25 protein-coding genes and 1 other annotated feature are annotated in these 25,895 nt (G+C 62.5%); of the genes, 14 read left to right on the top strand and 11 right to left on the bottom strand.

Going from position 1 to position 25,895, the window contains the following annotated elements; all coding sequences use genetic code 11:
• The first annotated feature begins 176 nt into the window (after positions 1 to 176).
• Positions 177 to 1,367, top strand: a complete 1,191-nt coding sequence (locus ACSQ8R_RS04780) for a hypothetical protein (RefSeq protein WP_436252334.1) — start codon at positions 177 to 179, stop codon at positions 1,365 to 1,367.
• Between the two features lie 55 nt (positions 1,368 to 1,422).
• On the opposite strand, the gene ACSQ8R_RS04775 is transcribed toward ACSQ8R_RS04780, so the two are convergent.
• Both ACSQ8R_RS04775 and ACSQ8R_RS04770 read right to left on the bottom strand, forming a co-directional pair.
• On the bottom strand, positions 1,423 to 2,910 hold the full coding sequence (locus ACSQ8R_RS04775) for a SulP family inorganic anion transporter (RefSeq protein ID WP_436252333.1): 1,488 nt from the start codon (positions 2,908 to 2,910) through the stop codon (positions 1,423 to 1,425).
• 80 nt (positions 2,911 to 2,990) lie between these two features.
• Positions 2,991 to 3,048: a sequence feature (sul1 is cis-regulatory element that is thought to sense ions involved in sulfur or methionine metabolism; They are found in Alphaproteobacteria), on the bottom strand.
• 107 nt (positions 3,049 to 3,155) lie between these two features.
• Positions 3,156 to 3,476 (bottom strand): DUF1236 domain-containing protein, encoded by a 321-nt coding sequence (locus ACSQ8R_RS04770; RefSeq protein WP_436252332.1) that lies wholly within the window; start codon positions 3,474 to 3,476, stop codon positions 3,156 to 3,158.
• 220 nt (positions 3,477 to 3,696) lie between these two features.
• On the opposite strand from ACSQ8R_RS04770, the gene ACSQ8R_RS04765 reads away from it, so the two are divergent.
• Both ACSQ8R_RS04765 and ACSQ8R_RS04760 read left to right on the top strand, forming a co-directional pair.
• On the top strand, positions 3,697 to 4,851 hold the full coding sequence (locus ACSQ8R_RS04765) for a serine hydrolase domain-containing protein (RefSeq protein ID WP_436252331.1): 1,155 nt from the start codon (positions 3,697 to 3,699) through the stop codon (positions 4,849 to 4,851).
• A 214-nt stretch (positions 4,852 to 5,065) separates the two neighbouring features.
• A complete protein-coding gene (locus ACSQ8R_RS04760) occupies positions 5,066 to 5,539 on the top strand; it encodes a hypothetical protein (RefSeq protein ID WP_436252330.1) in 474 nt (157 codons plus the stop codon).
• Between the two features lie 161 nt (positions 5,540 to 5,700).
• On the opposite strand, the gene aspS is transcribed toward ACSQ8R_RS04760, so the two are convergent.
• Together aspS and ACSQ8R_RS04750 are read right to left on the bottom strand one after the other, a co-directional pair.
• Positions 5,701 to 7,491, bottom strand: coding sequence for an aspartate--tRNA ligase (gene aspS / locus ACSQ8R_RS04755; RefSeq protein ID WP_436252329.1), 1,791 nt, complete (start codon positions 7,489 to 7,491; stop codon positions 5,701 to 5,703).
• Positions 7,492 to 7,596: 105 nt separating this feature from the next.
• Positions 7,597 to 8,529, bottom strand: coding sequence for a LysR family transcriptional regulator (locus ACSQ8R_RS04750; protein WP_436252328.1), 933 nt, complete (start codon positions 8,527 to 8,529; stop codon positions 7,597 to 7,599).
• Positions 8,530 to 8,655: 126 nt separating this feature from the next.
• Here ACSQ8R_RS04750 and ACSQ8R_RS04745 point away from each other — a divergent pair, with 126 nt between their 5' ends.
• The 4 genes from ACSQ8R_RS04745 to ACSQ8R_RS04730 all read left to right on the top strand — a co-directional run bounded on the left by ACSQ8R_RS04745 (position 8,656) and on the right by ACSQ8R_RS04730 (position 12,008).
• A complete protein-coding gene (locus ACSQ8R_RS04745; RefSeq protein WP_436252327.1) occupies positions 8,656 to 9,012 on the top strand; it encodes an antibiotic biosynthesis monooxygenase in 357 nt (118 codons plus the stop codon).
• Between the two features lie 160 nt (positions 9,013 to 9,172).
• On the top strand, positions 9,173 to 10,411 hold the full coding sequence (locus tag ACSQ8R_RS04740) for an MFS transporter (protein WP_436252326.1): 1,239 nt from the start codon (positions 9,173 to 9,175) through the stop codon (positions 10,409 to 10,411).
• Positions 10,412 to 10,488: 77 nt separating this feature from the next.
• Entirely contained in the window at positions 10,489 to 11,634 is a 1,146-nt protein-coding gene (rnd, locus tag ACSQ8R_RS04735) for a ribonuclease D (protein WP_436252325.1), read from the top strand.
• 56 nt (positions 11,635 to 11,690) lie between these two features.
• Entirely contained in the window at positions 11,691 to 12,008 is a 318-nt protein-coding gene (locus ACSQ8R_RS04730) for a hypothetical protein (protein WP_436252324.1), read from the top strand.
• Here the strand turns inward: ACSQ8R_RS04730 and ACSQ8R_RS04725 are convergent.
• Positions 11,980 to 12,387: a DUF2000 family protein gene (locus tag ACSQ8R_RS04725; protein ID WP_436252323.1), complete on the bottom strand. Its 408-nt coding sequence runs from the start codon at positions 12,385 to 12,387 to the stop codon at positions 11,980 to 11,982. The two genes, ACSQ8R_RS04730 and ACSQ8R_RS04725, sit on opposite strands and share 29 nt — an antisense overlap.
• Between ACSQ8R_RS04725 and ACSQ8R_RS04720 the strand changes: the two genes are divergently transcribed.
• The 3 genes from ACSQ8R_RS04720 (at position 12,386) to ACSQ8R_RS04710 (ending at position 15,611) form a co-directional block, all read left to right on the top strand.
• Positions 12,386 to 13,390, top strand: a complete 1,005-nt coding sequence (locus ACSQ8R_RS04720) for an AraC family transcriptional regulator (protein WP_436252322.1) — start codon at positions 12,386 to 12,388, stop codon at positions 13,388 to 13,390. The two genes, ACSQ8R_RS04725 and ACSQ8R_RS04720, sit on opposite strands and share 2 nt — an antisense overlap.
• Positions 13,391 to 13,517: 127 nt before the next feature.
• Positions 13,518 to 14,876 (top strand): esterase-like activity of phytase family protein, encoded by a 1,359-nt coding sequence (locus tag ACSQ8R_RS04715; RefSeq protein WP_436252321.1) that lies wholly within the window; start codon positions 13,518 to 13,520, stop codon positions 14,874 to 14,876.
• Between the two features lie 192 nt (positions 14,877 to 15,068).
• Positions 15,069 to 15,611 (top strand): hypothetical protein, encoded by a 543-nt coding sequence (locus tag ACSQ8R_RS04710; RefSeq protein WP_436252320.1) that lies wholly within the window; start codon positions 15,069 to 15,071, stop codon positions 15,609 to 15,611.
• Between the two features lie 290 nt (positions 15,612 to 15,901).
• Here ACSQ8R_RS04710 and ACSQ8R_RS04705 read toward each other — a convergent pair whose 3' ends face one another.
• The 5 genes from ACSQ8R_RS04705 to ACSQ8R_RS04685 form a co-directional block, all read right to left on the bottom strand.
• Positions 15,902 to 16,162, bottom strand: a complete 261-nt coding sequence (locus tag ACSQ8R_RS04705; RefSeq protein WP_436252319.1) for a hypothetical protein — start codon at positions 16,160 to 16,162, stop codon at positions 15,902 to 15,904.
• Between the two features lie 84 nt (positions 16,163 to 16,246).
• On the bottom strand, positions 16,247 to 17,767 hold the full coding sequence (ppx, locus tag ACSQ8R_RS04700; protein ID WP_436252318.1) for an exopolyphosphatase: 1,521 nt from the start codon (positions 17,765 to 17,767) through the stop codon (positions 16,247 to 16,249).
• A gap of 5 nt (positions 17,768 to 17,772) precedes the next feature.
• Positions 17,773 to 19,965, bottom strand: a complete 2,193-nt coding sequence (locus ACSQ8R_RS04695) for an RNA degradosome polyphosphate kinase (protein WP_436252317.1) — start codon at positions 19,963 to 19,965, stop codon at positions 17,773 to 17,775.
• A gap of 77 nt (positions 19,966 to 20,042) precedes the next feature.
• The gene (hdaA, locus tag ACSQ8R_RS04690; protein ID WP_436252316.1) at positions 20,043 to 20,762 is read right to left on the bottom strand and encodes a DnaA regulatory inactivator HdaA; all 720 of its coding nucleotides are present in this window, start codon (positions 20,760 to 20,762) and stop codon (positions 20,043 to 20,045) included.
• A 7-nt stretch (positions 20,763 to 20,769) separates the two neighbouring features.
• Positions 20,770 to 21,984 (bottom strand): AI-2E family transporter, encoded by a 1,215-nt coding sequence (locus ACSQ8R_RS04685; protein ID WP_436252315.1) that lies wholly within the window; start codon positions 21,982 to 21,984, stop codon positions 20,770 to 20,772.
• Positions 21,985 to 22,162: 178 nt separating this feature from the next.
• On the opposite strand from ACSQ8R_RS04685, the gene purM reads away from it, so the two are divergent.
• Genes purM through ACSQ8R_RS04665 form a run of 4 tightly spaced genes read left to right on the top strand, consistent with a single transcriptional unit; the run spans position 22,163 to position 24,611 of the window.
• Positions 22,163 to 23,236 (top strand): phosphoribosylformylglycinamidine cyclo-ligase, encoded by a 1,074-nt coding sequence (purM, locus tag ACSQ8R_RS04680; RefSeq protein ID WP_436252314.1) that lies wholly within the window; start codon positions 22,163 to 22,165, stop codon positions 23,234 to 23,236.
• Positions 23,233 to 23,913: a phosphoribosylglycinamide formyltransferase gene (purN, locus tag ACSQ8R_RS04675; protein ID WP_436252313.1), complete on the top strand. Its 681-nt coding sequence runs from the start codon at positions 23,233 to 23,235 to the stop codon at positions 23,911 to 23,913. Before purM ends, purN begins: the two co-directional genes overlap by 4 nt.
• A 54-nt stretch (positions 23,914 to 23,967) precedes the next feature.
• Positions 23,968 to 24,207, top strand: coding sequence for a type II toxin-antitoxin system Phd/YefM family antitoxin (locus ACSQ8R_RS04670; RefSeq protein WP_436252312.1), 240 nt, complete (start codon positions 23,968 to 23,970; stop codon positions 24,205 to 24,207).
• Positions 24,183 to 24,611, top strand: a complete 429-nt coding sequence (locus ACSQ8R_RS04665) for a type II toxin-antitoxin system VapC family toxin (RefSeq protein ID WP_436252311.1) — start codon at positions 24,183 to 24,185, stop codon at positions 24,609 to 24,611. Before ACSQ8R_RS04670 ends, ACSQ8R_RS04665 begins: the two co-directional genes overlap by 25 nt.
• A 2-nt stretch (positions 24,612 to 24,613) precedes the next feature.
• Here ACSQ8R_RS04665 and ACSQ8R_RS04660 read toward each other — a convergent pair whose 3' ends face one another.
• A complete protein-coding gene (locus ACSQ8R_RS04660; protein ID WP_436252310.1) occupies positions 24,614 to 25,783 on the bottom strand; it encodes an alpha-D-ribose 1-methylphosphonate 5-triphosphate diphosphatase in 1,170 nt (389 codons plus the stop codon).
• Positions 25,784 to 25,895 lie beyond the last annotated feature (112 nt).

Here is a 25,895-nt window from a genome sequence, read left to right as displayed (position 1 = left end):
AATCAGTGTTTGATTTACCGTGATTCGTCAGCCGCAATTTTGACGAAAGGAATGTGGAACACAGCCATAAACCTTTTACCCGGCTTGCCTATAAGATGCCGCGAACAAGCAGACCGAACTACCGACAACCCTTAAACAATCGCGGGCGGGCCGTTGCCCCGCCAGGAGGAACTCCGATGCAATACTCCACCAAGATCCGGCTTCTGCTCGCCGGCGCAGCGCTTTCTACTTTCGCCGCCCCGGCCTTTGCGCTGGATGGCAACGATCTCGTCGCCAAGATCAACAGCGCGGTCTCGATCCAGGGCGGGCCCGGTTTCTCGGCGGAAAAGGCCACCGTCAACGGCTCGGACGTCACCCTCACGAATGCCAAGTTACTGATCGAAGCCGGCAAGCAGAGCCTGCCGCTCGGCACCGTCAAGTTCGAGGGCGTCGAAGAGGATAACGGCGGCTATACGGTCGAGAAAGTCACGTTCGACAATATCAACGTCACGGAGGACAAGACCAACTTCACCGCTTCCGATATCTCGATCAGCGGCCTTACCGTGCCGGCCAACGCGACCGGCGCCGGCCTCGATGCGATCCTCCTCTACGACGAAGCCCATGTCGGCAAGATAACGGCCACCATCGACGGCAAGCCGGCCTTCACTGTCGATGAGACGAACGTCACCACCGAGGTCGCAGACGACAACTCCTCCGTCGGCTTCGACCTCCAGGTCAACGGCATCAAGAGCGACCTCAGCCTCGTCGAGGACGCGCAGGCCAAGGACACGCTGCAGCAGCTCGGCGTCACCTCACTTGACGGCAAGGTTAGCATGTCCGGCGCCTGGACCCTTGAGGACGGCACGCTCGATATCGACGAATACGCTCTCGATTTTGCCAAGGTCGGCAAATTAAACCTCGCCTTCAGCATGTCCGGCTACACGCTCGACTTCATCAAGTCGGCAAACGAAACGGCCAAGGCCATGGAAGCCAATCCCAACAAGGAGGAGGCCCAGCAGGCCGCCGGCCTTGCGATGCTCGGCCTGATGCAGCGCCTCACCTTCAACAGCGCCGAAATCCGCTTCGAGGACGCCGGCATCACCAAGAAGGCGCTCGACTATGCCGGCAAGAGCCAGGGCACCACGGGCGAAGCCATGGCGCAGATGCTGAAGGGCATGACGCCGCTGATGCTGGCGCAGTACAACGTCCCGGAACTGCAGAACATGGTGAGCGCCGCGGTCAACACCTATCTCGACAAGCCGGGCAGCTTGACGATCACCGCGGAACCGGCCGATGCCGTCCCCTTCCCGATGATCATGGGCGCCGCGATGGGCGCACCGAACACGCTGCCGAAGGTCCTCGGCGTCAAGGTCACCGCCAACGACTGAGGCCTCCCGGCCTTGAATCAAAAAGCCCCGGCAAGCGATTGCCGGGGCTTGTCTTTTAGTGAGCGGACGAGTTTGCCATCGAGACATGGGCCTTGTCATGGAGCGCGAAGCGATCGATCATGCCGGCACTCGCCTCGTTGGCGCCGCGCACGGTCACGTCCACGCCTCTGCGGCGAAACTTGAGGACGACATCGTCCAGCGCGCCGACCGCGGAAATATCCCACAGATGCGCGCCGCCGACGTCGATCATCACCGTCGCGACGGGCTCCTCGAAGTCGAAGGACTTGAGCAGGCTTTCGGCGGAGGCAAAGAAGATCTGCCCTTCGACATGGTAGGTCCGAACCTCGCCGTCCGAAGAAAGCTCGGAACGGACGCGGAAGAGCCGGGCGACCTTGCCGGCGAAGAAAATGCCCGAAAGCAGGACGCCGACGAGGACGCCCTTCGACAGGTCCTGGGTGGCAAGAACCGTCGCGACGGTCGCCAGCATGACGATCGAGGAAGTTCCTGGATGGCGCTTGAGATCGACGACGGACTTCCAGGAAAATGTGCCGATCGACACCATGATCATCACCGCCACGAGCGCGGCCACCGGCACCACCCGCAGCACCTCGTCGAGCACGAGCAGCAGCACCAGCAGAAAGGCGCCAGCGACGAAGGTCGAAAGCCGCCCTCGCCCACCCGACGTGACGTTGATCACCGACTGGCCGATCATGGCGCAGCCGCCCATGCCGCCGAACAGCGCTGCGACTATGTTGCCGGAGCCCTGGCCGAAACATTCCTGGCTCTTGCTGCTGGTCGTATCCGTCATGTCGTCGATGATCTGCGCCGTCAGCAGGGATTCCAGCAGGCCAACGGCGGCAAGCGCCACCGAATAGGGAAAGATGATCTGCAAGGTTTCGAAGGTCAGAGGCACCTGCGGCCAGCCGAAGGCGGGCAGCGAGGTCGGCATCTCCCCGAGATCGGCGACGGTATGGACGTTGATGCCGAAGACGAGCGCCACCACCGTGACCACGACGATCGCAACCAGCGGCGACGGTACCGCCTTGGTTACACGGGGAAACAGATAGATGACCGCGAGCGCCAGAGCGATCAGCACATAGGTGACGTTGGGGACGTTGGTGAGCTGCGGGATCTGGGCGACGAAGATCAGGATCGCCAGCGAATTGACGAAACCGGTCATCACCGAGCGCGACACGAAGCGCATCAAGCGGCCGAGCTTCAGGAAACCGGCGAGAATCTGCAGCAGGCCCATCAGGATCGTCGCAGCGAACAGATATTGAATGCCGTAATCGCGCACCAGCGGCCCCATCAGCACAGCGGTAGAGGCTGTTGCGGCCGAGATCATTGCCGGGCGGCCGCCGGTCAGCGCGGTGACGCAGGCGATCGCCACGGAGGCGAAGAGCCCCACTTTGGGATCGACGCCGGCAATGACCGAAAACCCAACGGCTTCCGGGATGAGAGCCAATGCCACGACGATACCGGAAAGAACGTCGCCGCGAATGTTGGAAACCCATTCGCGGCGGTAAGCGGAAATTCTGTTCATGAGGGGAATGATCGCAAAAAAATCGCATCCGCCGGGAGGGTCATCCAGGTTTGGCCAGACGTATGATGGCTGATGCTTTGCGTTGTCCGGCGGATCGGCGGCCGGAAGAGCCACCCGGGAGTCGCACCCGAGTCCTTGTGATGGCGAACCATAACCTTGCGGATGCTGCGGCGCAATACGCAAGACGAAAAGCCCGGGACTCCCTCAGTCCCGGGCTTCCTTACTCCGGCATGAGATCGGAACGGTCATTCCAGAACCTGGATGACAGTGCGGGTCTGCGGATTGACGATGACGCGGCGCTCGTTGACGACCGTGTAGGCATAGTCATTGTAGCCATCGACCGTGTGCACCTCGACCGTATCCGGCAGAGCCGTGCCGACGGCGATGTCGCCCTGGTAGGAGACCGACGGAATAGTCTGCTGCATTACATAGGTGCGAACTTCGCCCGGCATGACAACCGTCGAATTGGTGGTGACAGGATCCTGGGTGATGACCGTCGTCTGGGCATAAGCTGCGCCCGAGAGTGCGATCAGGACCGCCGAGGCGGCCAGTAGGGTCTTGCGCATGTCTTTTTCTCCCTGTGCTTCTGCTGCCCTAACAACACGAGCGCACGGATATGGTTCCGCTCTTCGCCCGGCGCACGGGAAAGCCAAGTCCGGTGACTTGACGCCGCAGGCAGACACGCGATCATCTCCACACAAGTGGTCCGATATTTTTGTCGCCCATCGGGTCGTTCCCCTCAGGCGCGACCCTAGATAAAAGCGTCTTTAGCAGAGGTTTTGCCCCATGAATTTGCCGATCAGTCGCTCGAACCGAACAGCCTGCCCCGCGATTGACGCGGTGATCGATGATGCCCTCGCCGCAAAACGGCTCGTCGGCACCGTGGTGATGGTCGCCAGGGAAGGCGAAATCGTCTACCGCCGGGCCGCCGGATTTGCGGACCGGGAAGCGGGTCTGCCTGCCCGCGAGGATACGATCTTCCGGCTCGCCTCGGTGACCAAGCCGATCGTCACGATCGCGGCCATGCGGCTCGTCGAACAGGGCCGCATCGGGCTCGATGAGCCGGTGACGAAATGGCTGCCCGACTTTCGACCCCGACTCGAAGACGGTTCCGAACCGGACATCCTCATCCGTCACCTTCTCACCCACACATCCGGCCTCAGCTATTGTTTCCACCTGGAAGACGGGCCTTATGCGCGCGCCGGCGTTTCCGATGGCGTCGACCAGCCGGGCCTTTCGCTCGACGAAAACCTGCGCCGCATCGCCTCGGTGCCGTTGCTTTTCGCGCCCGGGACCGGCTGGCAATATTCGGTCTCCATGGACGTCGTCGGCGGCGTCATCGAGAAGGAGACCGGCAAACGCTTGGGCGAGGCGGTCGCTGAACTGGTGATGCAGCCGCTCGGCCTCTCCGATACCGGTTTCACCGTCACCGACCGCAATCGCCTGGCCGCCCCCTATGTCGACGGGTCGCCCGAACCGAAGCGGATGGGCGGCACGGAAAAGGTCCGCGCTCTCGACGGTTCGGTGATGTTCGCGCCCGACCGCATCTTCGACCCCTCCTCCTATCATTCGGGCGGCGGCGGCATGGCCGGGACCGCCTCCGACGTGTTGGCCGTGCTCGAGACCATCGCCAAGGGCGGCGCGCCGCTGCTCTGCGAAAACACGGTCAAGGTGATGACGACCAACCAGATCGGCGACCTGCTGGAGCCGACCCGGCCGGGCTTCGGCTTCGGTTTGGGCTGGGCGATCGTGCGCGATCCGGCAAAGGCGGGCCTGCCGGTCTCGCCCGGTTCGCTGCAATGGGGCGGCGTCTACGGCCACCACTGGTTCATGGATCGAGCGAAGAAAGTCACGCTGGTGGGGCTGACCAATACCACGCTCGAAGGCATGTGGGGTCAGTTCACCCTCGACCTGAAAAAAGCCGTGGCCGCCGACCTTTAGCCCGGGCATCCTCAGAGATCGAATCAAGAAGCCCGGCGCGTAGCTCAAATCCCGCATCGAAATCGAATTTCGACAAACCGACATCGGTGTCATCGACATGGCGCATTTTATCAGAGATCAATTTGCCACAAGACGAAGCATGCTTTTGAATCGACGAACCTTGTTCGCAATGGGAGTGCTTGCGGTGACGGGTCCTATATCCGCCGGGGCGGCTATGTCCAAAATTCTGTACCGGGGAAATCTCTTCGCCGATTACTTTCAAATATATCTGCGTGACGAGGCATATCCGGATCTGCCCGACGACTACACCGACGAAACGATCGCCCGCCGCCTCATGGCCGGGCCGCATGCGGTCATTCTCCACACGGCTCGCAACATGACGGTGCCGATCCACGTCGAATGGCACGATCAACGGCCCATCCTTGATCTCGACTCCTACCAGCACGTTGTCGAAGCTCGTTTCGATTGCCCCTCGGGCCAGCTCGTGCTGGGCGGCTTGATGGATTACGATCGCACCGCCCCGCGACTTCCGGTTAAGGCGGGTCCGCTCGGCGTGCGCGTGAGCTTTTCCGGCCTCGATACACTTAGCGAAGATGGTCTCGAGGGTGATGACCGCTACCGAGTACAGCTTTGGCCCGGAGCCGAACCGGTGGGCGTGCAAGTCTTGAAGGAATGGTTACCCACATAGTGTAGTCACAAAAATACCAGCGTCCGCATTAGAACGGGATCGCTGGCTTTTCTGGAAAAAATCTGCCGCAAAGCCAGAACTTCGCGGCAAATATTCTGCGGGGCATTCCCATTCAGGTTAAGCCGGGCAACCTGACCGGCTTTTCTGTTTATCGCAGGAACTCAGTCCTTCTTCGGCGTCGGCACGACGCGGATCGCCAGTTCGCGCAACTGCTGCGGAGTGGCCGGCGACGGGGCGCCCATCAGCAGATCCTGCGCCTGCTGGTTCATCGGGAACAGCGTCACTTCGCGCAGGTTCTTGGCGCCGACGAGCAGCATGACGATACGGTCGATGCCGAAGGCGGCACCGCCATGCGGAGGCGCGCCGTACTGGAAGGCACGGTACATGCCGCCGAACCGGTCCTCGACATCAGCCTGGCTGAGGCCGACCTTTTCGAAGGCCTTGACCATCAGTTCCGGCGACTGGTTGCGGATCGAACCGGAGGCGATTTCGAAGCCGTTGCAGACCGCGTCGTACTGGTAGGCCTTGATCGTCAGCGGATCCTGGTTTTCCAGCGCCTCGATGCCGCCCTGCGGCATGGAGAACGGGTTGTGGGCGAAATCGAGCTTCTTTTCTTCCTCGCTCCATTCGTAGAAAGGGAAGTCGACGATCCAGCACATGTCGAACCGGTCGCGGTCGACGAGGTTCAGTTCCTCGCCGGCGCGGGTGCGGGCTTCGCCGGCAAATTTGTAGAACTTGGCCGGGTCGCCGGCGACGAAGAAGCAGGCGTCGCCGTCTTCGAGACCGAGCTGGGTGCGGATCGCCTCGGTGCGCTCTTCACCGATGTTCTTGGCGAGCGGGCCGGCGCCTTCGAGCTTGTCGCTCTCCTTGCGCCAGAAGATGTAGCCGAGGCCCGGCTGGCCGGTCGACTGCGCCCAGGCGTTCATGCGGTCGCAGAATGCTCTGGAACCGCCGGTCTTGGCCGGGATCGCCCAGACTTCGACCTTCGGGTTCGAGGCGATCATGCCCGCGAACACCTTGAAGCCGGAGCCGGCGAAGTGTTCGGTGACGGCCTGCATCTCGATCGGGTTGCGCAGGTCCGGCTTGTCGGAACCGTATTTGCGGATCGCCACGTCATAGGGAATGCGCGGCCAGTCCTTGGTGACCGGCTTGCCTTCGGCGAACTGTTCGAACACGCCGGTCATCACCGGACCCATCGTGTTCCAGACGTCTTCCTGGGTGACGAAGCTCATTTCCAGGTCGAGCTGGTAGAATTCGCCTGGCAGGCGGTCGGCGCGCGGGTCTTCGTCGCGGAAGCACGGAGCGATCTGGAAATAACGGTCGAAGCCGGCCACCATCAAAAGCTGCTTGTACTGCTGCGGCGCCTGCGGCAGGGCAAAGAACTTGCCTTCATGGATGCGGCTCGGCACCAGGAAGTCGCGCGCGCCTTCCGGCGAGGACGCGGTCAGGATCGGCGTCGAATATTCGGCGAAACCGATCTCGCCCATGCGGCGGCGCATGTCGGAGATGATCTGGGTGCGCTTGACGATGTTCCGGTGCAGCGTTTCGCGGCGCAGGTCGAGGAAGCGGTACTTGAGGCGCACGTCTTCCGGATAGTCCGGCTCGCCGAACACCGGCAGCGGCAGTTCCTTGGCGGCGGAGAGCACTTCGATCTCCTGGGCGTAGAGTTCGATCTCGCCGGTCGCCATGCCCTTGTTGACGGTCTCTTCCGAGCGCGCCTTGACGAGGCCGTCGATGCGGATGACCCATTCGCCGCGGACGATTTCGGCGGTCTTGAAGGCGGGGCTGTCCGGGTCGGCAACCACCTGGGTCATGCCGTAATGGTCGCGAAGGTCGATGAACAGCACGCCGCCATGATCTCGCACGCGATGCACCCAGCCGGACAGGCGGACGGTCGATCCGACGTCGGACTTCTTGAGGGCGGCACAGGTATGGCTGCGGTAACGGTGCATTTCGGTATCCTGGACGGTTATGTTTTGCGGTCTTTCGGCGTGCGAAGCACGGCCTGCCGGCTTTATGGAAAATCGGCGGGAAAAGCGCATGGCCCGCCCCGTTTGTCAAGGCTTGGCAGCGGAGCCTCCCGGGACCGTCGCGGCCGCGGCGCCGTCCACAACCAGATTATCCGCCATGAAATCCACGAATGCACGGATTTTTGGCGACAGAAAGCGGCCGGTGGGCCAGAGCACCCGGAAGGTTCCCGTCTGGACGATGTGGTCGTCCAGCAGGGTGACGAGACGACCGTCATCGAGCTGTGGCCCGATGACGAAAGGAGGGAGGCAGGCTATGCCAAAACCTTCCTCGGCAAGATGGATGATCGGCTCAAGCGTGCTGGCGGTGACGGAGACCGGCAGGACCAGGCGCGCATCGCCATCTTCGACGGCAAGCGGCCAGGGCTCGAGCTTGCCGGTACTCGGATAGCGATGATGCAGGCATCGGTGATTCAGAAGGTCGAATGGCACTTCAGGCCGCCCGCGGGCCTGGACATAGCCGGGTGAGGCGACGATCCGATGGCGGAACGAGCCGAGCTTGCGGCTCATCAACCGCGTGTCCCTTACTTCGCCGGTGCGGATGACCGCATCGAACCCCTCCTCGATCACATCGACCAGACGATCGGTAAAGTCCAGATCCATGGTGATTTCGGGATAGGCGCGCATGAAGGCCGAGATGGTCGGCATCAGGAGCATGCCGACCAGCGGCAGGCTGACGCGCAGCATGCCGCGGGGGACTGCTCGCAGCCGCGACAGCTCCGATTGCGCCGCATCCAGTTCGGACAGGATGCGCCGGCACGTATCCAGAAAATAACTGCCCTCCTCCGTCAGCGTCATGCTGCGCGTGGAACGGTGGAAAAGGCGCACGCCCATCTCCTGCTCCAGCCTCGCCACCGCCTTGCCAACGGCGGAACTCGATATCCCGAGCCGTCGGGCGGCGACGACGAAACTGCCCCCCTCCGCCGCCTGCACGAAGATGCCGAGCGTTCCCAACTTGTCCATCAACCGCTCCATTACAGAATTTATGTCCGTACTATTATGAATAGCGGATTATTTATCTATCATCATCACGTCCGTATCCAGGTGCGGCGCGGCTCAGACCGCCTCCCGACCGAAAGGACCTAAAAGATGGATACGAACCTCACCGCCGGCTTCTCCACAACGCCGGAACCGACCACGTTCATCGTCAATGTGATCCACGCCCATCCCGGCAAGCAGGAAGAGGCCTTCCGCATCATTCAGGATGTCGTTCACTACGTAGCGGAACGGAAGCAGGGCTTTCTCTGGAGCAACCTTGCCAAAAGCGCGGACGGCAAGACCGTGGTGAATATCGAAGCCATCCGCGATGCCGGCAATGTGGACGAGTTCTTCTCCGATCCGGTCTTCCGCGAAAAGTTCCGCCAGCTCGACGAAGTTTCCACGTTCGAGTTCCATACCTATGCAGTCGCCGACCTCGTCATGCCTAGGCTTGGCCGACAGGGTTAGCACTGCCTTGGCGGAAGCCCTGTCCGCAGGGCTTCCGCCTCCGGCGACAAAACTCTCGCAGGAGAAGCCGGGCAAGGTCGTTTATGAGCTGTATCGGACGTCGCCGACGCGATAGAACCGTCTTGTCACCTTCGACAGCGATTCTTTTCCCCCGACGCCCATGAGCCATATCCGTCCGCTGATCCCCCTCCTCGTCACCGCAGGCATCCTGATCGGCGGCAACGGCTTGCAGGGCACCTATATCGCGCTGCGCGGCTCGGCCGAGGGTTTTTCGCCCTCGACGATCGGCATGATCGGCGCCGGCTACAGCATCGGCTTCGCCTTCGGCTGCATGTATGTGACGCGCCTGCTCCGTCAGATCGGCCATATCCGCACCTTCTCGGCGATGGCGGCGGTCACCGCATCCGCTTCGATCGGGCTATCGATGATCATCGACCCGATCTTCTGGTTCGCGATGCGCTTCGTGATTGGTATCGCGGTCGCCAGCCTGTTTGCGACCGTCGAGAGCTGGATCAACGCCAAGGTCACCAATGCCAACCGGGCGCGCACCCTCTCCGTCTACCGTTTCGTCGATCTCGGTTCGGTGACGGTGGCGCAATACATCATCCCGACGGTCGGGATCGAAGGGCCGATCATCTTCAACATCATCGCCATTGCGCTGATCCTGTCGCTGGTGCCGATCTCGATCGCCGACAAGTCGAGCCCGGCGCCGCCGGAAACGATCACGTTCGATCTGAAGGCGGTGTGGCGCATCTCGCCGCTCGCGGTCGTCGGCGTCATCTCGGTCGGCCTTTCGATGGCGGCCTTCCGCAATATCGGGCCGATCTATGCGGCAGAGATCGGCATGAGCATCACCTCGATCGCCACGTTCATGAGCGCCGGCATCATCGGTGGCGTGGTGCTGCAATATCCGCTCGGCCTCTATTCCGACCGGCTCGACCGACGCCGCGTCATCCTGTGGACGACGATCGGCTCGATCATAACCGGCGCCTATCTCTCCTTCGGGGCAGGTACCAACGAGACCGCCAATATCGTCAGCGTCTTCCTGTTCGGTGCCTTCTCGATGCCGCTCTATTCGCTGTGCTCGGCGCATGGCAACGACTACGCCAAGCCCGGCGAGCATGCGCTGGTCTCCGCCGGGCTGCTGTTCTACTGGTCTGTCGGCGCGACGATCGGGCCGTTGCTCGCCTCGATCCTGCTGCAGTATTTCGGGCCACGCGCCTTTTTCGCCTACACCTCGTTCATTTTCCTCGGCTTCATGATCTTCACCCTGAGGCGGATGCGGGCGCGTCCCTCCGTGCCTCCGTCGGAGCGATCCTGGCGCTTCCGCTCGCTGCTTCGAACATCTGCCTATTTCAACAGGCTCGCCGGCCCGCCCGATAAAGATGAGCGCGAGTAACGCTTAGACACCGTTCCGTATTGACATATGCGGCCGGAAGGAGAAGGAAGGTTGATCACCCTCACGTGAATGAAACGATGATCCAGACGACCGCCGCACTCGAAGAAGCCTGCATCCAGCTGGCCCAATCGGACTTTATCACCATCGACACCGAATTCCTGCGGGAAACGACCTTCTGGCCTGAGCTGTGCCTCATCCAGATGGCGAGCCCGACTGTCGAAGTCCTCGTCGATCCGCTCGCCAAGGGGCTGAGCCTGAAACCCTTCTTCGAGCTGATGGCCAATTCCGCCGTCACCAAGGTGTTTCACGCCGCTCGCCAGGATATCGAAATCATCCACCATCTCGGCAATCTGGTGCCGCATCCGATCTTCGACACGCAGGTCGCCGCTATGGTCTGCGGTTTCGGGGACTCGGTCTCCTACGACCAGCTCGTCAGCCGCATCAAGGACGTCCATATCGACAAGTCGTCGCGCTTCACCGACTGGAGCCGCCGGCCGCTTTCCGACAAGCAGCTGGAATATGCGCTGGCCGACGTCACCCATCTGCGCGACGTCTATCTCTTCCTGAAGGCCCAGCTCGAGCGCGAAGGCCGCGCCCTGTGGCTGACCGAGGAAATGGCCGTGCTGGAATCGCCCGGCACCTACGACCTGCACCCGGACGACGCCTGGCAGCGCCTCAAGTCGCGCCTGCGCAAACCGACCGAGCTCGCCGTCCTCAAATTCGTCGCCGCCTGGCGCGAGCGCGAGGCGCGCAGCCGCAACGTGCCGCGCTCGCGCGTGCTGAAGGACGATGCCATCTACGAGATCGCCCAGCAGCAGCCGAAGGACGTGGAAGCCATGTCGCGGCTTCGCACCATTCCAAAGGGCTGGGAGCGTTCCGCCTCCGGCACCGCGATCATCGAGGCGGTCAATGCGGCGCTCGCCCTGCCGAAGACCGAGATGCCGCATGCGCCGAAACACGTGCATGTGCCGGAAGGCACCGCCGCCGCCGTCGAACTGCTCAAGGTTCTGCTGAAGCTGATCTCCGACAAGCAGGGCGTCGCCGCCAAGATCATCGCCAATTCCGACGATCTGGAAAAGATCGCCGCCGAGGGCGAAGCGGCCAATGTAGGAGCCCTCTCGGGTTGGCGTCGCGACCTCTTCGGTGACACCGCACTCAAACTGATCAGCGGCGGCGTGGCCCTGCGCTTCGTCAACAAGAAGGTCGAGGCGGTGGAGCTTTAAGGGTATGCGACGATCGCTTGCCCCGAGCTTCGCGGCGCAGGAGGCCTGAGCGACCGATGCGTTACCCGACATCGAATGTCCTGATCGCTGTCGTCATCCTGCTGTCGCTGCTGCTCGTCCTCCTCATGGAAGCGGCAGGCCTTGGAGCCTTCTCGCCGCTCTGGGTCCGCCCGATCATCCGAGTGATCTGCGCCGCCAACCTGATCGTGGCACTGGTGGGTCTAGGATCCCCGCGATCAACCGGCTGGATCAACTATCTGCTCCTCAGCATCACCACCTATGTCGTGGCCTCGACCACGCCGACCGCCGCGCTCTGGGTCATTCCGCGGACGATGCTCGTCGCGGTCAGGCATGCATTTTCGAGCCTTTGGTGATCTTGTCGACGATCTTTTTCTCGGCCCTGAGCGCAATGCCCACCAACCTGGCCTCCTCCGGCGCAAACTGCGCGAATACCTCGCGGTTGGCCGCGTCATGGCCGGTCGAGAACATTTCCTCGATATAGGCCGAGGTCGTCACTTCGCGTTCCAGCGAGCGCCGGTGGATGGTGCGCAGCATCTCCCGGTCGGCGGTCAGCACCACGATCGGCTGGATGCTCATCGGATTGTAGACATGACCCGCCGCATCCCGATATGGTTCACCGATGATCGCGGGATTTTGCGCGATGATGCCGCTCGTCAGAAACGCGGTCACATTGAGCTCCTGCCAGGGGGCGAGGTCATCGCGAAGCACGATCGCGATCTTGGTATCGAACATGAAGAACAACTCCGTCGAAGGTTATGCCAAAGGCCATGCAAGAACCGACGAGATAGCGGCAGCCGACGCGCCGGGTCTTGAACGTTCGTGCAGCGCTCCAGGCACATCTGGCGGCAACTCAGATTCTACGCCGGACGGCAGCGCAAGGGACGCGCCTGACGGCAGCGCAAGAGGCGCGCCTGATGGCAGCGCAAGAGGCGCGCCTGATGGCATCGTCCAGGCGCCCTCCTCGCGCGGCATCGAGCGGATCGAGGCCCGCTTCCATGGGCTCGGTTTCGAGCCGCACCGCCACGACACCTATGCGCTGGGCCTGACGCTTTCCGGCGTCCAGACCTTCCAGTATCGCGGCGCCGCGCGCGCCAGCCTGCCCGGCAATGTCATCGTCCTTCATCCGGACGAAGTGCATGACGGTGCGGCCGGCACGGATGACGGCCTGCGCTACCGCATGCTCTACCTGCCGCCGGAACGGCTGATCGAGGCGGCCGGCGGCGCGCGCGGCCTGCCCTTCGTGCCGGATCCCATCATCATGGACGCGCAATTCCGCCAGTGCCTTGCCGAAGCCCTGAACGATCTCGAAGCCGAACCGCAGGACCTGTTGCTCGACGACCTGATCGGCCGCATGGCGACAAGCCTCTGGCGTCATGCGGACGGCAAGGGCGGTGCGCCGGGCACGCCGCGCGCGCAAAAGGCGGTTCTGCGCTGCCGCGATTACCTGCAGGCAAATTCGGAGCGGGTCGTCTCCTCCGAAGAACTCGAAGCGGTGAGCGGCTTCGACCGCTATACGACCGCCAGGCAATTCCGGAAACTTCTCGGAACCAGCCCGCACCGCTATCTCGTCATGCGCCGCCTCGACCGGGCGAAGGTCCTCCTGTCGCAAGGCGGCAGCCTGGCGGAGATCGCGGCCGATACGGGCTTTGCCGACCAGGCGCATTTCACCCGGCATTTCAAGAAGACCTTCGGCATGACGCCGGGGCGCTGGATGGCGCTTCGCAGGAGCGCGTAAAGCCTCCATGCGCCTGTAAAATTTCAGTCACCAAAGCTTCATCGAAGCGTCAACCTTCCATCACCTCGCCGTCACGCACCCGCCTTAACCGGTTGGCGTCTTCGACACGCCAACCAACAGGTGATCCATGATCCGCTTTCTGCTTACCACCGTCGCGCTTTCCGCGCTGATCGGCGGCTCCGCTTCCGCTGACGACAAGGTTTTTCCGGCCAAGCTCACGGGCCAGGCGATCCTGCCGGCCAACACGGTCGTTCCGGCTCCGGCCGATGCTCCGGCCTTCCTCAAGACCTCCGGCAAGTTCACCACCCCCGACCGCAAGCGCACCGAAGCCCTCGGTACCCTGCCGGGCAAGGACGGCGCCCGCATGACCGAGGTCAAGCTGCCGCTCGACGGCCAGCCGGTCCAGGGTTTCTCCGGCATCAAGACCATGGCTGACGGCACGTTCTGGACGCTCTCGGACAACGGCTTCGGCAGCAAGAGCAATTCCTCCGACGCCATGCTGTTCCTGCACCAGATGAAATTCGACTGGGCCGCCAACAAGGCCGAAGTCGTCAAGAACGTCTTCCTCTCCGACCCGAACAAGATCGCGCCGTTCCCGATCGTCACGGAAGCCTCGGAAACCCGTTACCTCACCGGCGCCGATTTCGACATCGAATCGATCCAGCCGGTTGCGGACGGCTTCTGGCTCGGCGAGGAGTTCGGCCCCTACCTCATCAAGGTCGATAGCCAGGGCCGCCTCACCGACGTCATCGCCACCACAGTCGATGGTAAGCCGGTCACGTCTCCCGACAACCCGCTTGTCCAGCTGCAGGCCAACCCGGTCGCCAAGGCACCGGTCTTCAACTTAAAGCGTTCCGGCGGCTATGAAGGCCTCGCCATGTCGAAGGACGGAGCCAGGCTCTACGGCCTGCTCGAAGGCCCGCTCTTCAAGGAAGACGGCAAGGTCGAAGACGCGGACGGGCTGACCGCGCTGCGCGTCATCGAATTCGACGTCGCCTCCAGGACGTGGACCGGCCGCTCCTGGCTTTACCCGCTCTCCAAGGGCGGCGAGGCGATCGGCGACTTCAACATGATCGATGCGACGACCGCTCTCGTCATCGAACGCGACAACGGCGCCGGCACCGCCGACAAGCCCTGCGCCGACCCGGCGAAGCCTGAGCCGACCTGCTTCAACGCGCCCGCCAAGCACAAGCGCGTCTACAAGATCGAAATGACCGACGCCAATGTCGGCAAGGCCGTCCGCAAGATCGGCTATATCGACCTGATGAACATCCAGGACCCGGACAACAAGAAGAAGGCCGGCAGCGTTGCGGGCGTCTACGACATGCCGTTCGTGACGATCGAGAACGTCGATGTGATCGATGCCACCCACATCATCATCGGCAACGACAACAACCTGCCATTCTCGGCCGGCCGCGCCGTCGACAAGGCCGACAACAACGAGTTCAGCGTGCTCGAAGTGGGTGAGTTCCTGGCTGCGAAGTAAGCGGCAATCGCTACAAAAGCGAAGAGCGTCCGGTGGAAGCCGGGCGCTCTTTTTTTTGGGGGGTCGGGCGCTAGTGGGCGCTTTCGGGCCCAATCGGACAGGCGACAATCAAACTGCCCCTCCAATCCCTTTTTTTACGAGTGATGCCCTGTTAAGTTGCAAGGCAACGATTGCACAGGAGGTCTGAGGGTCATGAGTAACGTTACTCAATCTAGTGCTTCAGGAATTCCTTTAGATAACGCGAAAGAGGCCGTCCGCATGTCTGAGGCATACATTGACGCGACCCTGCGAATATCAATCGCGGCGGACAGTCGCGCCATGCAGCTTTCTGGCATGACTGCTACGGCTTCAACGGCTCTCCTGGTTTTCGGCCTTACCAGTCTTTATAATTGGACAACACCGAACGATGTATTTGCCGTGGCTTCTTTCACTGCGTCAGGATTGTTCTTCGTCGCTTTGCTTTTTGCATTGTGGGCCGCATCGCCAAGAGCAATGGGGACCGCGGGCACACCGGTCAAAAATTGGAGTACAGAAGAACTTACCGGAGACCTCGTTGCTCCGCTGATTAGTCAAGCACATATCTATTCTAAACAAGCAGATGAAAACCTGATGGTGCTACGACGAAATGCTCTTCGCATCAGGGCAACCCTGTTGGTCCTAGGAGCAACGCCAGGGCTTTCTGCGGTAGCGGCTTGGCTTCGCCACGCATATGCAAACAACCTATGGCCCTTTTAGTCTAGTGGGTCGATTGGTTTATGGGGGGCTTGGATCGGTTTGGTAGACTCAGTGGGCATGTTAGGCCTCCTTAAATCTTGCAGCTACTTTGGATAATATCACAGATGCTGGCGCATTTCGCGAGCGAATCGAGCCGGAGAACCGATCTTGCCAAAACTCTGTACTTTAACGAACGGACAGACAGAAAATGATGGCAGCGTACCTTTCCACGGAGTCTGACAACCCCAATTGTCAGTAGACCGCTTCTGGCACAAAGCAACCGGTCGGCGTCTCATCCGATACCCGCAAGCTCACTCGCGATAATTGAACAACCACTTGATGAACGCAGTCGATATCGTCACGAAAGCCATCAACCCCGCCCAGGTTTCCACATAGAACGGCGGTTGGGCCGGCAGTTTTCCTTCAATGTCGAAATAACCCAGGGTCATAAGAGACGCACAGACGACGAAAGCGAACGTCGCACAGATCCAGATCCGCAAATAAGACATCCATCTCCCCCTTCGTCGCGCGCCGTAAAATAAATCAACGGCGGCATCGGGAAAGTCGTCCAATCGGAGTAGACCGCCAGCCCAATGAGGGATCCGGCATGGCGGCGAACCGCCTCATGCCCGTGTTTCCAATTATTCCCGCTTGGCTCACTCGAACCTGAACGCCAGCCGTTTGCCCGTCAGCCGTGCCAACTGCTGCAAACGCCCGTCCAGCCGCTCGCCGGCGAAATCGCGGTAGGCTGAGGGGACAACGAATTCGAGGTCGAGGTCCGGCTCGGAGGACGGGCGGAAGGTCAGGTTGTGGACGAGGCCCGGCATCGAGGCCGAGAACAGGTAGACGACCCGGAGCAGCCCACCGAGCAGCTTTGCGAGGTCGAGCAGGCGCGGCGTGGCGATCGTCGCCAGCGGCCCGGTCGCGCCGTCGTCGTGCAGGCCTTCGAACCGGTAGTAGTTGGCGAGCGCCAGGTAGGCGCGGCCGGCGTGAGTGATGCCGACAAAGGAGGAGTGGGCGATCAGGTTCAGCGCCTGCAGGCCGCGATAATCGGGATGCGCGCGCCAGCTGATATCGGCGAGCAGGCAGGCGGCCTGGCGATAGCGGCTTTCCTCTTCCGTCTCGACGATCCCAAAGGCCGGCACCATGCGGCCGGTCCAGTCGGCGAGCTCGCGGGCGTGTTCGGGCGACCGGGCGCGCAGGATGGCGAGCTGGTCGGCGGCGACCAGCAGCGGATCGCCCGCCTTCTCTTCGTCGGAAAGCAGCGAATAGAGATAGCCTTCGCGGACGCCTTGCGCCGAAAAGCTCACCCTGGCGGGCTTCATCACCGCAAGGACTTCCTGCATGGCGATGGCGCCGAAGGGCAGCAGCGAACGGCGGCTCTTTGAAACGGCCTGCCAGGCGGGATCCTTGCTGTCCTTGGCGGCGATCACCTCGTCGAGGAATTTCTGCATATCCTCGAGAGACAGCTCGTAGCCCTGCATCATGTGCAGCGGATATTTGCTGATTTCCATATGCAGCTTGGCGATGTTGCGCCAGGTGCCGCCGACGGCATAGAAGGTGCGGCCCGCGCCGTTCTCCAGGAACCGCGCCGTGTTGACCTGCTTGCGGGCGAAGGTGCGCGCCTTGGAGAGCGAATTGCCGGAGGATTCCGACAGCCGCAGGCCGCCCAGCGGCAGGGTGATGCCCTTGCCGAATTCCGTGCCCTTGATGTCGATCAGCTCCAGCGAGCCTCCGCCGAGGTCGCCGGCAATGCCGTCAGGATCATGAAACCCGCTGATGACGCCGAGCGCCGAATACCGCGCCTCTTCCTCGCCGGACAGAAGTTGGACCTCCTGGCCGAGGATCTTTTCCGCCTGGGCGATGAAATCCGGCCCGTTCGACGCTTCGCGGGCGGCAGCGGTCGCCAGCACGTAGACCTCGGTTGCCTGGGCCTGGCTGGAGAGCGCCCGAAAGCGCTTCAGCGACAACAGTGCGCGCGCCACGCCCTCGTCGTCCATCCGGCCGTTCGAGCCCAATCCCTTGCCGAGGCCGCACAGCACCTTCTCGTTGAAGAGGACGGTCGGCGCACGGGACAGGCCTTCGTAGATGACGACGCGGACGGAGTTCGAGCCGATGTCGATGACGGAGACAGGAGCGATCCCCGGAAGGCGCCCCTGGGCTTCTGATCGTACCATATTGCCTATTTCTTGCGTCCGGACACGAGGCCGGCGATAAGTTTCGGAGCACTCGACTTCAGGGCTTCACCGCGCCCCGAGAGGCTCGGATTGGTCATGAAATAGTGCTGCGCGTTAAAAGGTTCCTCGCCCTTGCGCACTTCCATGCGCCGCGACGTGCCGTCGGCCAATATCTCGTAGCTCTGCTGGTTGTCAATCAGGTTGCCCAGCATGATCTGTGAAAGCACCTGCTCATGCACAGTCGGATTGAGGAGCGGCACCAGCGTTTCGACGCGGCGATCGAGGTTGCGCGGCATCATGTCGGCCGAACCAATATAGACGAGCGCCTTGTCGGACGGCAGGCCGAAACCGTTGCCGAAGCAGAAGATGCGGCTGTGTTCCAGGAAGCGTCCGACGATCGACTTGACGCGGATATTGTCGGAGAGACCGGCCACCCGCGGACGCAGGCAGCAGATGCCGCGCACCACGAGATCGATCTCGACGCCGGCGCGGCTGGCGCGATAGAGCGCGTCGATGATCTCCGGATCGACCAGCGAATTCATCTTCATCCAGATCGCCGCCGGCTTGCCTTCCTGGGCGTGGCAGATCTCCTCCTCGATATGGCGCAGGATGCGCGGCCGAAGCGTATAGGGCGAGACCGCCAGCTTCATGCTCTCGGCCGGCTCGCCGTAACCGGTGATGAAGTTGAAGATGTTCGCCATGTCGTGGGCGATCTTCGGGTTGCAGGTGAAGAAGGACAGGTCCGTGTAGATCTTGGCGGTGATCGGGTGGTAGTTGCCGGTGCCGAGATGGCAATAGGTCCTGAGCTTGCCGTCCTCGCGGCGCACGACCATCGACATCTTGGCATGCGTCTTCAGTTCGATGAAACCGAAAACGACCTGCACGCCGGCGCGTTCCAGGTCGCGCGCCCAGCGGATGTTCGCCTCTTCGTCGAACCGGGCCTTGAGCTCGACCAGCGCCGTCACCGACTTGCCCATTTCGGCCGCGTCGATCAGCGCCCGGACGATCGGGCTGTCGTTCGAGGTGCGGTAGAGCGTCTGCTTGATGGCGAGCACGTCCGGGTCGCGCGCCGCCTGCAGAAGGAACTGCACAACCACGTCAAAGGATTCGTACGGATGATGGACCACCATGTCCTTTTCGCGGATGGCCGCGAGGCAGTCGCCGGCGTGTTCGCGGACCCGCTCGGGAAATCGGGCGTTGTGGGTTTCGAAGCGCAGGTCGTCGCGCGGCGCCTTGGTAATCTCCGACATGGTGTTGAGCGCCAGAAGGCCCGGCAGAACCGCGACGCGGTTGTCCGGCACGCCGAGTTCCTGCACCACGAACTGACGGAGCGACGCCGGCATTTCCGAATCGGTCTCGATGCGGATGACCTTGCCGCGGCGGCGACGCTTCAGCGCCGTCTCGAAGAAGCGCACCAGGTCTTCGGCCTCTTCCTCGACTTCGATATCGCTGTCTCGGATGATGCGGAACGTGCCGGCGCCCTTCACCTCATAACCGGGGAAGAGCCGGTCGGTGAACATGCCGACCACATCCTCGAGCGTGATGTAGCGGATCGCGGTGTTGAGGTCCGGCAGGCGGATGAAACGGTCGAGCGTGGTCGGCAGGCGCAACAGGCCGGTCATCGGCTCCTTGCCGTGCTTGCTGTGCAGCTGCAGGCCCATCGAGAAGCCGAGGTTCGGGATGAACGGGAACGGGTGCGCCGGGTCGATCGACAGCGGCGTCAGGACCGGGAAAAGCTCGTCGTCGAAGGAGTTCGACAGCCAGGCGCGGTCCTCGGCTGACAGCGCCGCGGGCCTGACGATCAGGATGTCTTCCTTGGCGAGATATTGCTGCAGCACGGCGAGCGAGGCCTGCTGTTCCATCTGCAGGTTGTCGATTTCCTGCAGGATATTGTCGAGCTGTTCGGCCGGCGTCTTGCCGTCGGGTGAGCGGATGACGATGCCCTGCCGCACCTGGCCTTCGAGGCCGGCGACGCGCACCATGAAAAATTCGTCGAGATTGGCCGCAGAGATCGACAGGAACCGGACCCGCTCCAGAAGCGGATGGGCGGTATTCAGCGTTTCCTCGAGGACGCGGCGGTTGAACTGCAGCCAGGAGAATTCACGATTGATGAACCGGTCCGGACTGGTCATCAGGTCGAGGTCGGTATTGGCCGCCTCCAGGCCGGGCTCGCGCGCTTCAGTCGTGATCGAATCCATCCCGTCCATCCCATGCTGACCCTTGGCCAATGCCGACCCTAAGGCCTGATTACAGTTTGACGAGCGAACTGTCACAGTCAATCGTCAGAGCCGGCGCCGGTTCCGGAATTCCCAAAATCATTCAGCACTTCGGCGGCGAGCGGGCGGGTGATCCGTGTACCGCGCGCCAGCGCCAGCCGGTCCAGGCGCTCGACGATCGTCTGCGCCGCGCCGAGCGACCGTTCCATCCGATTGACGATGTAACCCACCAGCTTGTCGTCGATATAAAGCTGGCGGTCGGCGAACAGCTTGACGATCACCTGGGCCAGAAGGTCCTCGTCAGGCTCACCGATCTCCACCACGGTGGCCGCCTTCAGCCGGGATTTCAGGTCCGGCAGGGCGACGCCCCAGGAAACCGGCCAGAGGCGCGAGGTCATCAAAAGGCTATGACCGTTCTCGCGCACGCTGTTGATGACGTGGAACAGTTCGGTCTCGTCAAAACCGCGGCGTTCGGCATCCTCGAACAGGACGGGACCGGCGGCGGCAAGGGCTTCGGCATTCGAACCGGTGACGGGATGGATGTCGGCAGCACCCGCCTTCTCGCGCCAGATATGCGCCAGGTGTGACTTTCCCGACCCGACCGGGCCGGCCAGCACGACGACGGGCGACGGCCAGGCCGGCCATTCGTCGACGATCGCCACCGCCGCAGCCAGCCGTTCGGAAACCAGGAGGTCGTCCCGGGTTCTCGCCGCATCATGGGTGAATTGCAGCGGCAACTGTTCTTGCCTGCGCCGCTCGCGCTCGCTCGTCTCGGTCATTGGTCTTTCAAATGCTCTTCTGAGAGGCATTCGCCTGGGAATCATCCGGCGCGTGAGGATCATTCGGGGCGGTTACCTCTGCACCGTTTCGGGCATGTTCCAGCACATGCGGCGGCTCGGCCTCTTCCCAGGGAAGAACGGCCGCCCGGCCGTAATAGATATCGCTGTCAAGATACCGCGACAGCACGAAACGGACAAGCACGCCGACCACGGCGGCGGCCGGCACGGCGATCAGCAGGCCGACGAAGCCGAATATCGCGCCGAAGGCGAACAGCGCGAACATCAGCCAGACCGGATGCAGGCCGACGCTTTCGCCGACCAGCTTCGGCTGCAGGATATTGCCCTCGATAAACTGGCCGACGAAGAAGACGCCGGCGACCGCCATGATCCACGGATAATCCGGCCAGAACTGCACCAGCGCCACGCCGACCGAGAGCACCAGGCCGATCAGCGACCCTATATAGGGAATGAAGCTGATCATGCCGGCGACGAAACCGATCAGAAGCCCGAAATTGAGGCCGACCACCGACAGGCCGACCGCATAGAAGATGCCGAGAATGAGGCAGAGCGAGCCCTGGCCGCGAATGAAACCGGCGACCGATTCATCCATTTCGCGGGCGATCTCGCGGACCGTCGCCACCTGGTCGCGCGGCACCCAGCTATCCACCTTGGCAACCATGCGGTCCCAGTCGAGCAGGATGTAGAAGGCGACGACGGGCGTGACGATCAGGAGCGACACGACGTCGATGATCGCCTTGCCGGAATTCCAGATCTGGGTCAGCAGCGAACCGACGAAACCGGCGCCCTGGCTCAGCACCTCGGAGAAATTCTGCTTGACCGTCTCGATCTGGGCGCTGATCCAGTGCGGCAGGAACGAGCTTTCCGGGCTCGATATGATCTGCTGTAGCTGGGAGATATAACCCGGCAGGGCAGCCGCGAACTCGGTGAACTGGTTGATGATGATCGGGATCACCAGCATCAGCGACAGCGCGAAGACCAGCACGAAACAGACGAGGATCACCACCGTCGCCATCAGGCGGCTCAAGCCCCTCCGTTCCAGCCAGTCGGCCACCGGATCGAGGAAATAGGCGAGCGCCATGCCCGCCACGAAAGGCAGGAGAATGGAGCGGAAGAACCAGAGAAACACCACGAAGACGATGAGAACGCCGACCCAGAAGAAGACGTAGCGCTTCAGGCTCGCGCCGCTGATATGATATGCCATCACCGCTTCCTCTGAATTGCCCGGGCAAAAAAGGGATAGGGAAGCCCGCAACCCAGGTCAAGGGTTTGGAAGCGGTGCAGCAAGGCCTGTGAAAAGCCTTCAAAACCGCGTCCAACGCTTGCATCCGGCGCCATGTCGTGCAATTGCGGGCCGCTATAACGATCATTGGAGATGAACGATGAGCGAGGCGGGCAAGAACGGTCTCACCTATAGCGATGCCGGCGTCGATATCGACGCGGGCAACCTCATGGTCGAGAAGATCAAGCCGGCGGTGCGCTCCACCCGCCGGCCCGGCGCCGACGGCGAGATCGGTGGCTTCGGCGGCCTCTTCGACCTCAAGGCCGCCGGCTTCACCGACCCGATCCTGGTTGCAGCAAACGACGGCGTCGGCACCAAGTTGAAGATCGCCATCGACGCCGACTTCCACGACACGGTCGGCATCGACCTCGTCGCCATGTGCGTCAACGACCTGGTGGTCCAGGGCGCCGAGCCGCTGCTGTTCCTCGACTATTTCGCGACCGGCAAGCTCGATCCCGACCAGGGTGCCGCGATCGTTTCCGGCATCGCCGCCGGCTGCCGCGAGGCGGGCTGCGCGCTGATCGGCGGCGAGACCGCCGAAATGCCCGGCATGTATTCCGACGGCGACTACGATCTGGCCGGCTTTGCGGTCGGTGCTGCCGAGCGCGGCCAGCTTCTGCCGGTCGGCGATATCGCAGCCGGCGACGTCATCCTCGGCCTGACCTCCTCCGGCGTCCATTCCAACGGCTTCTCGCTGGTGCGCAAGATCGTCACGCTTTCCGGCCTCGGCTGGGATGCGCCCGCCCCCTTCCGTGAGGGCATGACTCTGGGTGAGGCGCTGCTGACGCCCACCCGCATCTACGTAAAGCCGCTGCTCAAGGCGATCCGCGAGACGGGCGCGCTGAAGGCGCTCGCCCATATTACCGGCGGCGGTTTTCCGGAAAACATTCCGCGCGTGCTGCCGAAGCATCTGGCAGCCGAAGTCGATCTCGACAGCATCCCCGTACCGCCCGTCTTCTCGTGGCTGGCCAAAACCGGCGGCGTCGAGCCGAAGGAAATGCTGCGTACCTTCAACTGCGGCATCGGCATGATCGTCGTGGTCGCCCCTGAAAACGCCCAGGCGGTCACCGATATCCTGACCAACGAAGGCGAGATCGTCGTGCCGCTCGGCCGCATGGTGAGCCGTTCCGAAGGTGGCGCTGGCGTGATCTACCAGGGCACGCTCGGCCTATGAGCACGTCAGCGGCCGAAACGGCGCGCAGAAAGCGCGTCGCCGTTTTCATTTCCGGCGGCGGCTCCAACATGCTGGCGCTCGCCGATGCCTGCGCCGCGCCGGACTTCCCCGCCGAGATCGTCGCGGTGTTCTCCGACAAACCGGCTGCCGGCGGCATCGCCAAGGCGCAGGCGCGCGGCATCAAAACCTTCGTCTTCGAGCGCAAGGGTTTTGCCGGCAAGCCCGAACACGAGGCGGCGATCCTTGCAGCACTCGCGGAGGTGAAGCCGGATATCCTCTGCCTCGCCGGCTACATGCGGCTTTTCTCCGCCGAGTTCATCAGCCGCTACGAAGGCCGCATCCTCAACATCCACCCCGCCCTGCTACCGCTCTTCCCGGGTCTCCACACCCATGAACGCGCCATCGAGGCCGGTGTGAAGGTCGCCGGATGCACCGTGCATTTCGTTACCGAAGGCATGGATGAAGGCCCGATCCTGGCCCAGGGCGCCGTCCCCGTGCTTGCCGACGACACCGCCGAAACCCTGGCCGGCCGCGTGCTGACCGTCGAGCACAAGCTCTATCCGCTGGCGCTGAAGCTTCTGGCGGAAGGTCGGGTAAGGATGGAAGACGGAAAAGCGGTCTTCGAGGGCCTTTCGGCGGGTGATGAAGCAAGGCTGATCTCGCCCGATCTGCCGTAATTGACCGCAACCGCAACTGCGGTCATCATTGTGTCGGTCCACGGGAGCCCGGACATGACGATCACGGTGAATATCAGCGATACCAATCTTGCCGAACTGCTGGCAAAGGTGGAAGCTGGCGAAGAGATCATCCTCGCACGGGGCGACATTCCGGTGGCAAGGATTGCCCCGGTCACTACCGGTGATGCCGAGCGCCGCAAGAAGGCGATCGAGGAAATCCTCGCCTTTCGGGCGAGGATGCCGAAGATCACGCAGGAGGAAATCGCCGAATGGAAGGCAATCGGCAGACGCTGATGGCTGATTTCGTCGTCGATGCGTCGGTCGTATGCGGCTGGGTTCTGCCTGATGAAAATTCGCCAGTCGTCTCGTCGGCCTTCGAGAAGCTGCAAACCGTGAACGCCATCGCTCCCGATATTCTCTGGCACGAGGTGCGCAACGTCCTCATGATGGCGCGAAGACGCAAGCGCATCGATTTCGCGGCAGTCCGCGAGGGCATCGGCCTGTTGCGTCAGCTCAACATCGTGACACGCCCGTCGCCGGACGACGATCTCATCCTCGACCTCGCGGAACGCCACAAGCTAACCGCTTACGACGCTGCCTATTTCGCGCTTGCTGTCGAGATGAAATTGCCGCTGGCGACGCTCGACCGCCAGTTGATCGACGCAGCGGCACAAGAAGGCGTACCGCTGCTGGCCTAGCTTTACGCCGCCAGCGCCCGCAGCGGGTGCAGCGTGCCGTCGCTGTAGACGAAGCGGCCGGCGCGGAAGGTGGCGCGGATGCGGTGCACGTCGCCCTTTTCCACCACGACCAGGTCGGCGCGCTGGCCGATGGCGATCTCGCCGCGGTCGGTCAGTCCGGCGGAACGGGCGGCATTGCCGGTCGCCATGGCGACGGCCGCCGGCAGGCCGCCTGCGGAAACGTCGGCAAGCTTGAAGACGCCGGGCACGAAAGCGGCCGGGTGGTAATCGGCGGCAATGACAGTCAGCAGGCCGGCCTTGGCGGCGTCTTGGGCGCTCAGATTGCCGGACATGGACTGGCCGCGCAGTGCGTTCGGCGCGCCCATCAGCGTCCAGAGCCCGCGGCGGCGGGCTTCTTCGGCGGCCGGCAGCGTCACCGGAAACTCGCTGATCGTAACGCCGAGATCGAACATCTCGGCCACCTTCCCGACGCTGTCGTCGTCATGGGAGGCGAGCGACAGGCCGTGTTGTAAGGAGAGCGAGACGATTTCCTTCAGCTTCACCTCGATCTCAGGGTTGTCGCGCATGGCGATACGCTTGCGAACAATTTCGGCCGCCATTTCCTCGGAAATCGCCCGGCGTTCGGAAATGCTGGCGACATAGGCGGCGATATTGTTGTACTGGCCCTGGCCCGGCGTGTGGTCGGTGAGCGAAACCATGTCGATCTCGTCGGCCTTCAGCAGCCGCTCGAGCGTCGGGGCGGCACCGATATTGGTGATCTCGTAGCGGGCATGAACGCGATGGTCGATCAGCAGGTTGTCACGCAGGCGATTGATGCCTTCGATGATGGCCGAGGTCGTCTCGAGCGAGCGGACATTGCCGTAGACGCTTTCGGTGGCGAAGGAAACGGCGGCATAGGCCGTGGTGACTCCGGCGGCGGCGAGCTTCTTGTCGAGTTCGTGGATGCCGAAATCGATCGGCATCTGGGCGTTCGGCCGCGGCGCGATCTCGCGCTCGATCATGTCGCCGTGGAGATCGACGAAACCCGGCATCAGCAGCCGCCCGCCGCCGTCGATCACTGCGCCTGCGACCGGCTCAGTGCGGATTTCGGCGATCATGCCATCTTCAACCCGCACAGAACCTGAGTTCACCACCTCGTTCGGCAGAACGAGGGTGAAATTGCCGAGCCACATGGCTTTCTCCTGACCATATAAGGATGATTATCAAGAAGCAGCGCTTAGCCGCCATTCGTGACAATCATGTGAAATCGGCACGGCACGCGGTCAAGTCACAATCAAACGGCGG

The sequence above is a fragment of the Neorhizobium sp. LjRoot104 genome (assembly GCF_964253725.1).
In the GTDB taxonomy this organism is placed as follows: Bacteria; Pseudomonadota; Alphaproteobacteria; order Rhizobiales; family Rhizobiaceae; genus Neorhizobium.
Note: the sequence above shows the minus strand (reverse complement) of the source record. Positions and strands in the feature narration are given on the sequence as shown.

What these genes read in the sequence shown, in the direction of transcription:
- ACSQ8R_RS04780 (WP_436252334.1), top strand. Translation starts at nt 177, where the DNA reads ATGCAATACTCCACCAAGATCCGGCTTCTGCTCGCCGGCGCAGCGCTT.
- ACSQ8R_RS04775 (WP_436252333.1), bottom strand. Translation starts at nt 2,910, where the DNA reads ATGAACAGAATTTCCGCTTACCGCCGCGAATGGGTTTCCAACATTCGC.
- ACSQ8R_RS04770 (WP_436252332.1), bottom strand. Translation starts at nt 3,476, where the DNA reads ATGCGCAAGACCCTACTGGCCGCCTCGGCGGTCCTGATCGCACTCTCG.
- ACSQ8R_RS04765 (WP_436252331.1), top strand. Translation starts at nt 3,697, where the DNA reads ATGAATTTGCCGATCAGTCGCTCGAACCGAACAGCCTGCCCCGCGATT.
- ACSQ8R_RS04760 (WP_436252330.1), top strand. Translation starts at nt 5,066, where the DNA reads ATGTCCAAAATTCTGTACCGGGGAAATCTCTTCGCCGATTACTTTCAA.
- aspS (WP_436252329.1), bottom strand. Translation starts at nt 7,491, where the DNA reads ATGCACCGTTACCGCAGCCATACCTGTGCCGCCCTCAAGAAGTCCGAC.
- ACSQ8R_RS04750 (WP_436252328.1), bottom strand. Translation starts at nt 8,529, where the DNA reads ATGGACAAGTTGGGAACGCTCGGCATCTTCGTGCAGGCGGCGGAGGGG.
- ACSQ8R_RS04745 (WP_436252327.1), top strand. Translation starts at nt 8,656, where the DNA reads ATGGATACGAACCTCACCGCCGGCTTCTCCACAACGCCGGAACCGACC.
- ACSQ8R_RS04740 (WP_436252326.1), top strand. Translation starts at nt 9,173, where the DNA reads ATGAGCCATATCCGTCCGCTGATCCCCCTCCTCGTCACCGCAGGCATC.
- rnd (WP_436252325.1), top strand. Translation starts at nt 10,489, where the DNA reads ATGATCCAGACGACCGCCGCACTCGAAGAAGCCTGCATCCAGCTGGCC.
- ACSQ8R_RS04730 (WP_436252324.1), top strand. Translation starts at nt 11,691, where the DNA reads ATGCGTTACCCGACATCGAATGTCCTGATCGCTGTCGTCATCCTGCTG.
- ACSQ8R_RS04720 (WP_436252322.1), top strand. Translation starts at nt 12,386, where the DNA reads ATGAAGAACAACTCCGTCGAAGGTTATGCCAAAGGCCATGCAAGAACC.
- ACSQ8R_RS04725 (WP_436252323.1), bottom strand. Translation starts at nt 12,387, where the DNA reads ATGTTCGATACCAAGATCGCGATCGTGCTTCGCGATGACCTCGCCCCC.
- ACSQ8R_RS04715 (WP_436252321.1), top strand. Translation starts at nt 13,518, where the DNA reads ATGATCCGCTTTCTGCTTACCACCGTCGCGCTTTCCGCGCTGATCGGC.
- ACSQ8R_RS04710 (WP_436252320.1), top strand. Translation starts at nt 15,069, where the DNA reads ATGAGTAACGTTACTCAATCTAGTGCTTCAGGAATTCCTTTAGATAAC.
- ppx (WP_436252318.1), bottom strand. Translation starts at nt 17,767, where the DNA reads ATGGTACGATCAGAAGCCCAGGGGCGCCTTCCGGGGATCGCTCCTGTC.
- ACSQ8R_RS04695 (WP_436252317.1), bottom strand. Translation starts at nt 19,965, where the DNA reads ATGGATTCGATCACGACTGAAGCGCGCGAGCCCGGCCTGGAGGCGGCC.
- hdaA (WP_436252316.1), bottom strand. Translation starts at nt 20,762, where the DNA reads ATGACCGAGACGAGCGAGCGCGAGCGGCGCAGGCAAGAACAGTTGCCG.
- ACSQ8R_RS04685 (WP_436252315.1), bottom strand. Translation starts at nt 21,984, where the DNA reads ATGGCATATCATATCAGCGGCGCGAGCCTGAAGCGCTACGTCTTCTTC.
- purM (WP_436252314.1), top strand. Translation starts at nt 22,163, where the DNA reads ATGAGCGAGGCGGGCAAGAACGGTCTCACCTATAGCGATGCCGGCGTC.
- purN (WP_436252313.1), top strand. Translation starts at nt 23,233, where the DNA reads ATGAGCACGTCAGCGGCCGAAACGGCGCGCAGAAAGCGCGTCGCCGTT.
- ACSQ8R_RS04670 (WP_436252312.1), top strand. Translation starts at nt 23,968, where the DNA reads ATGACGATCACGGTGAATATCAGCGATACCAATCTTGCCGAACTGCTG.
- ACSQ8R_RS04665 (WP_436252311.1), top strand. Translation starts at nt 24,183, where the DNA reads ATGGAAGGCAATCGGCAGACGCTGATGGCTGATTTCGTCGTCGATGCG.
- ACSQ8R_RS04660 (WP_436252310.1), bottom strand. Translation starts at nt 25,783, where the DNA reads ATGTGGCTCGGCAATTTCACCCTCGTTCTGCCGAACGAGGTGGTGAAC.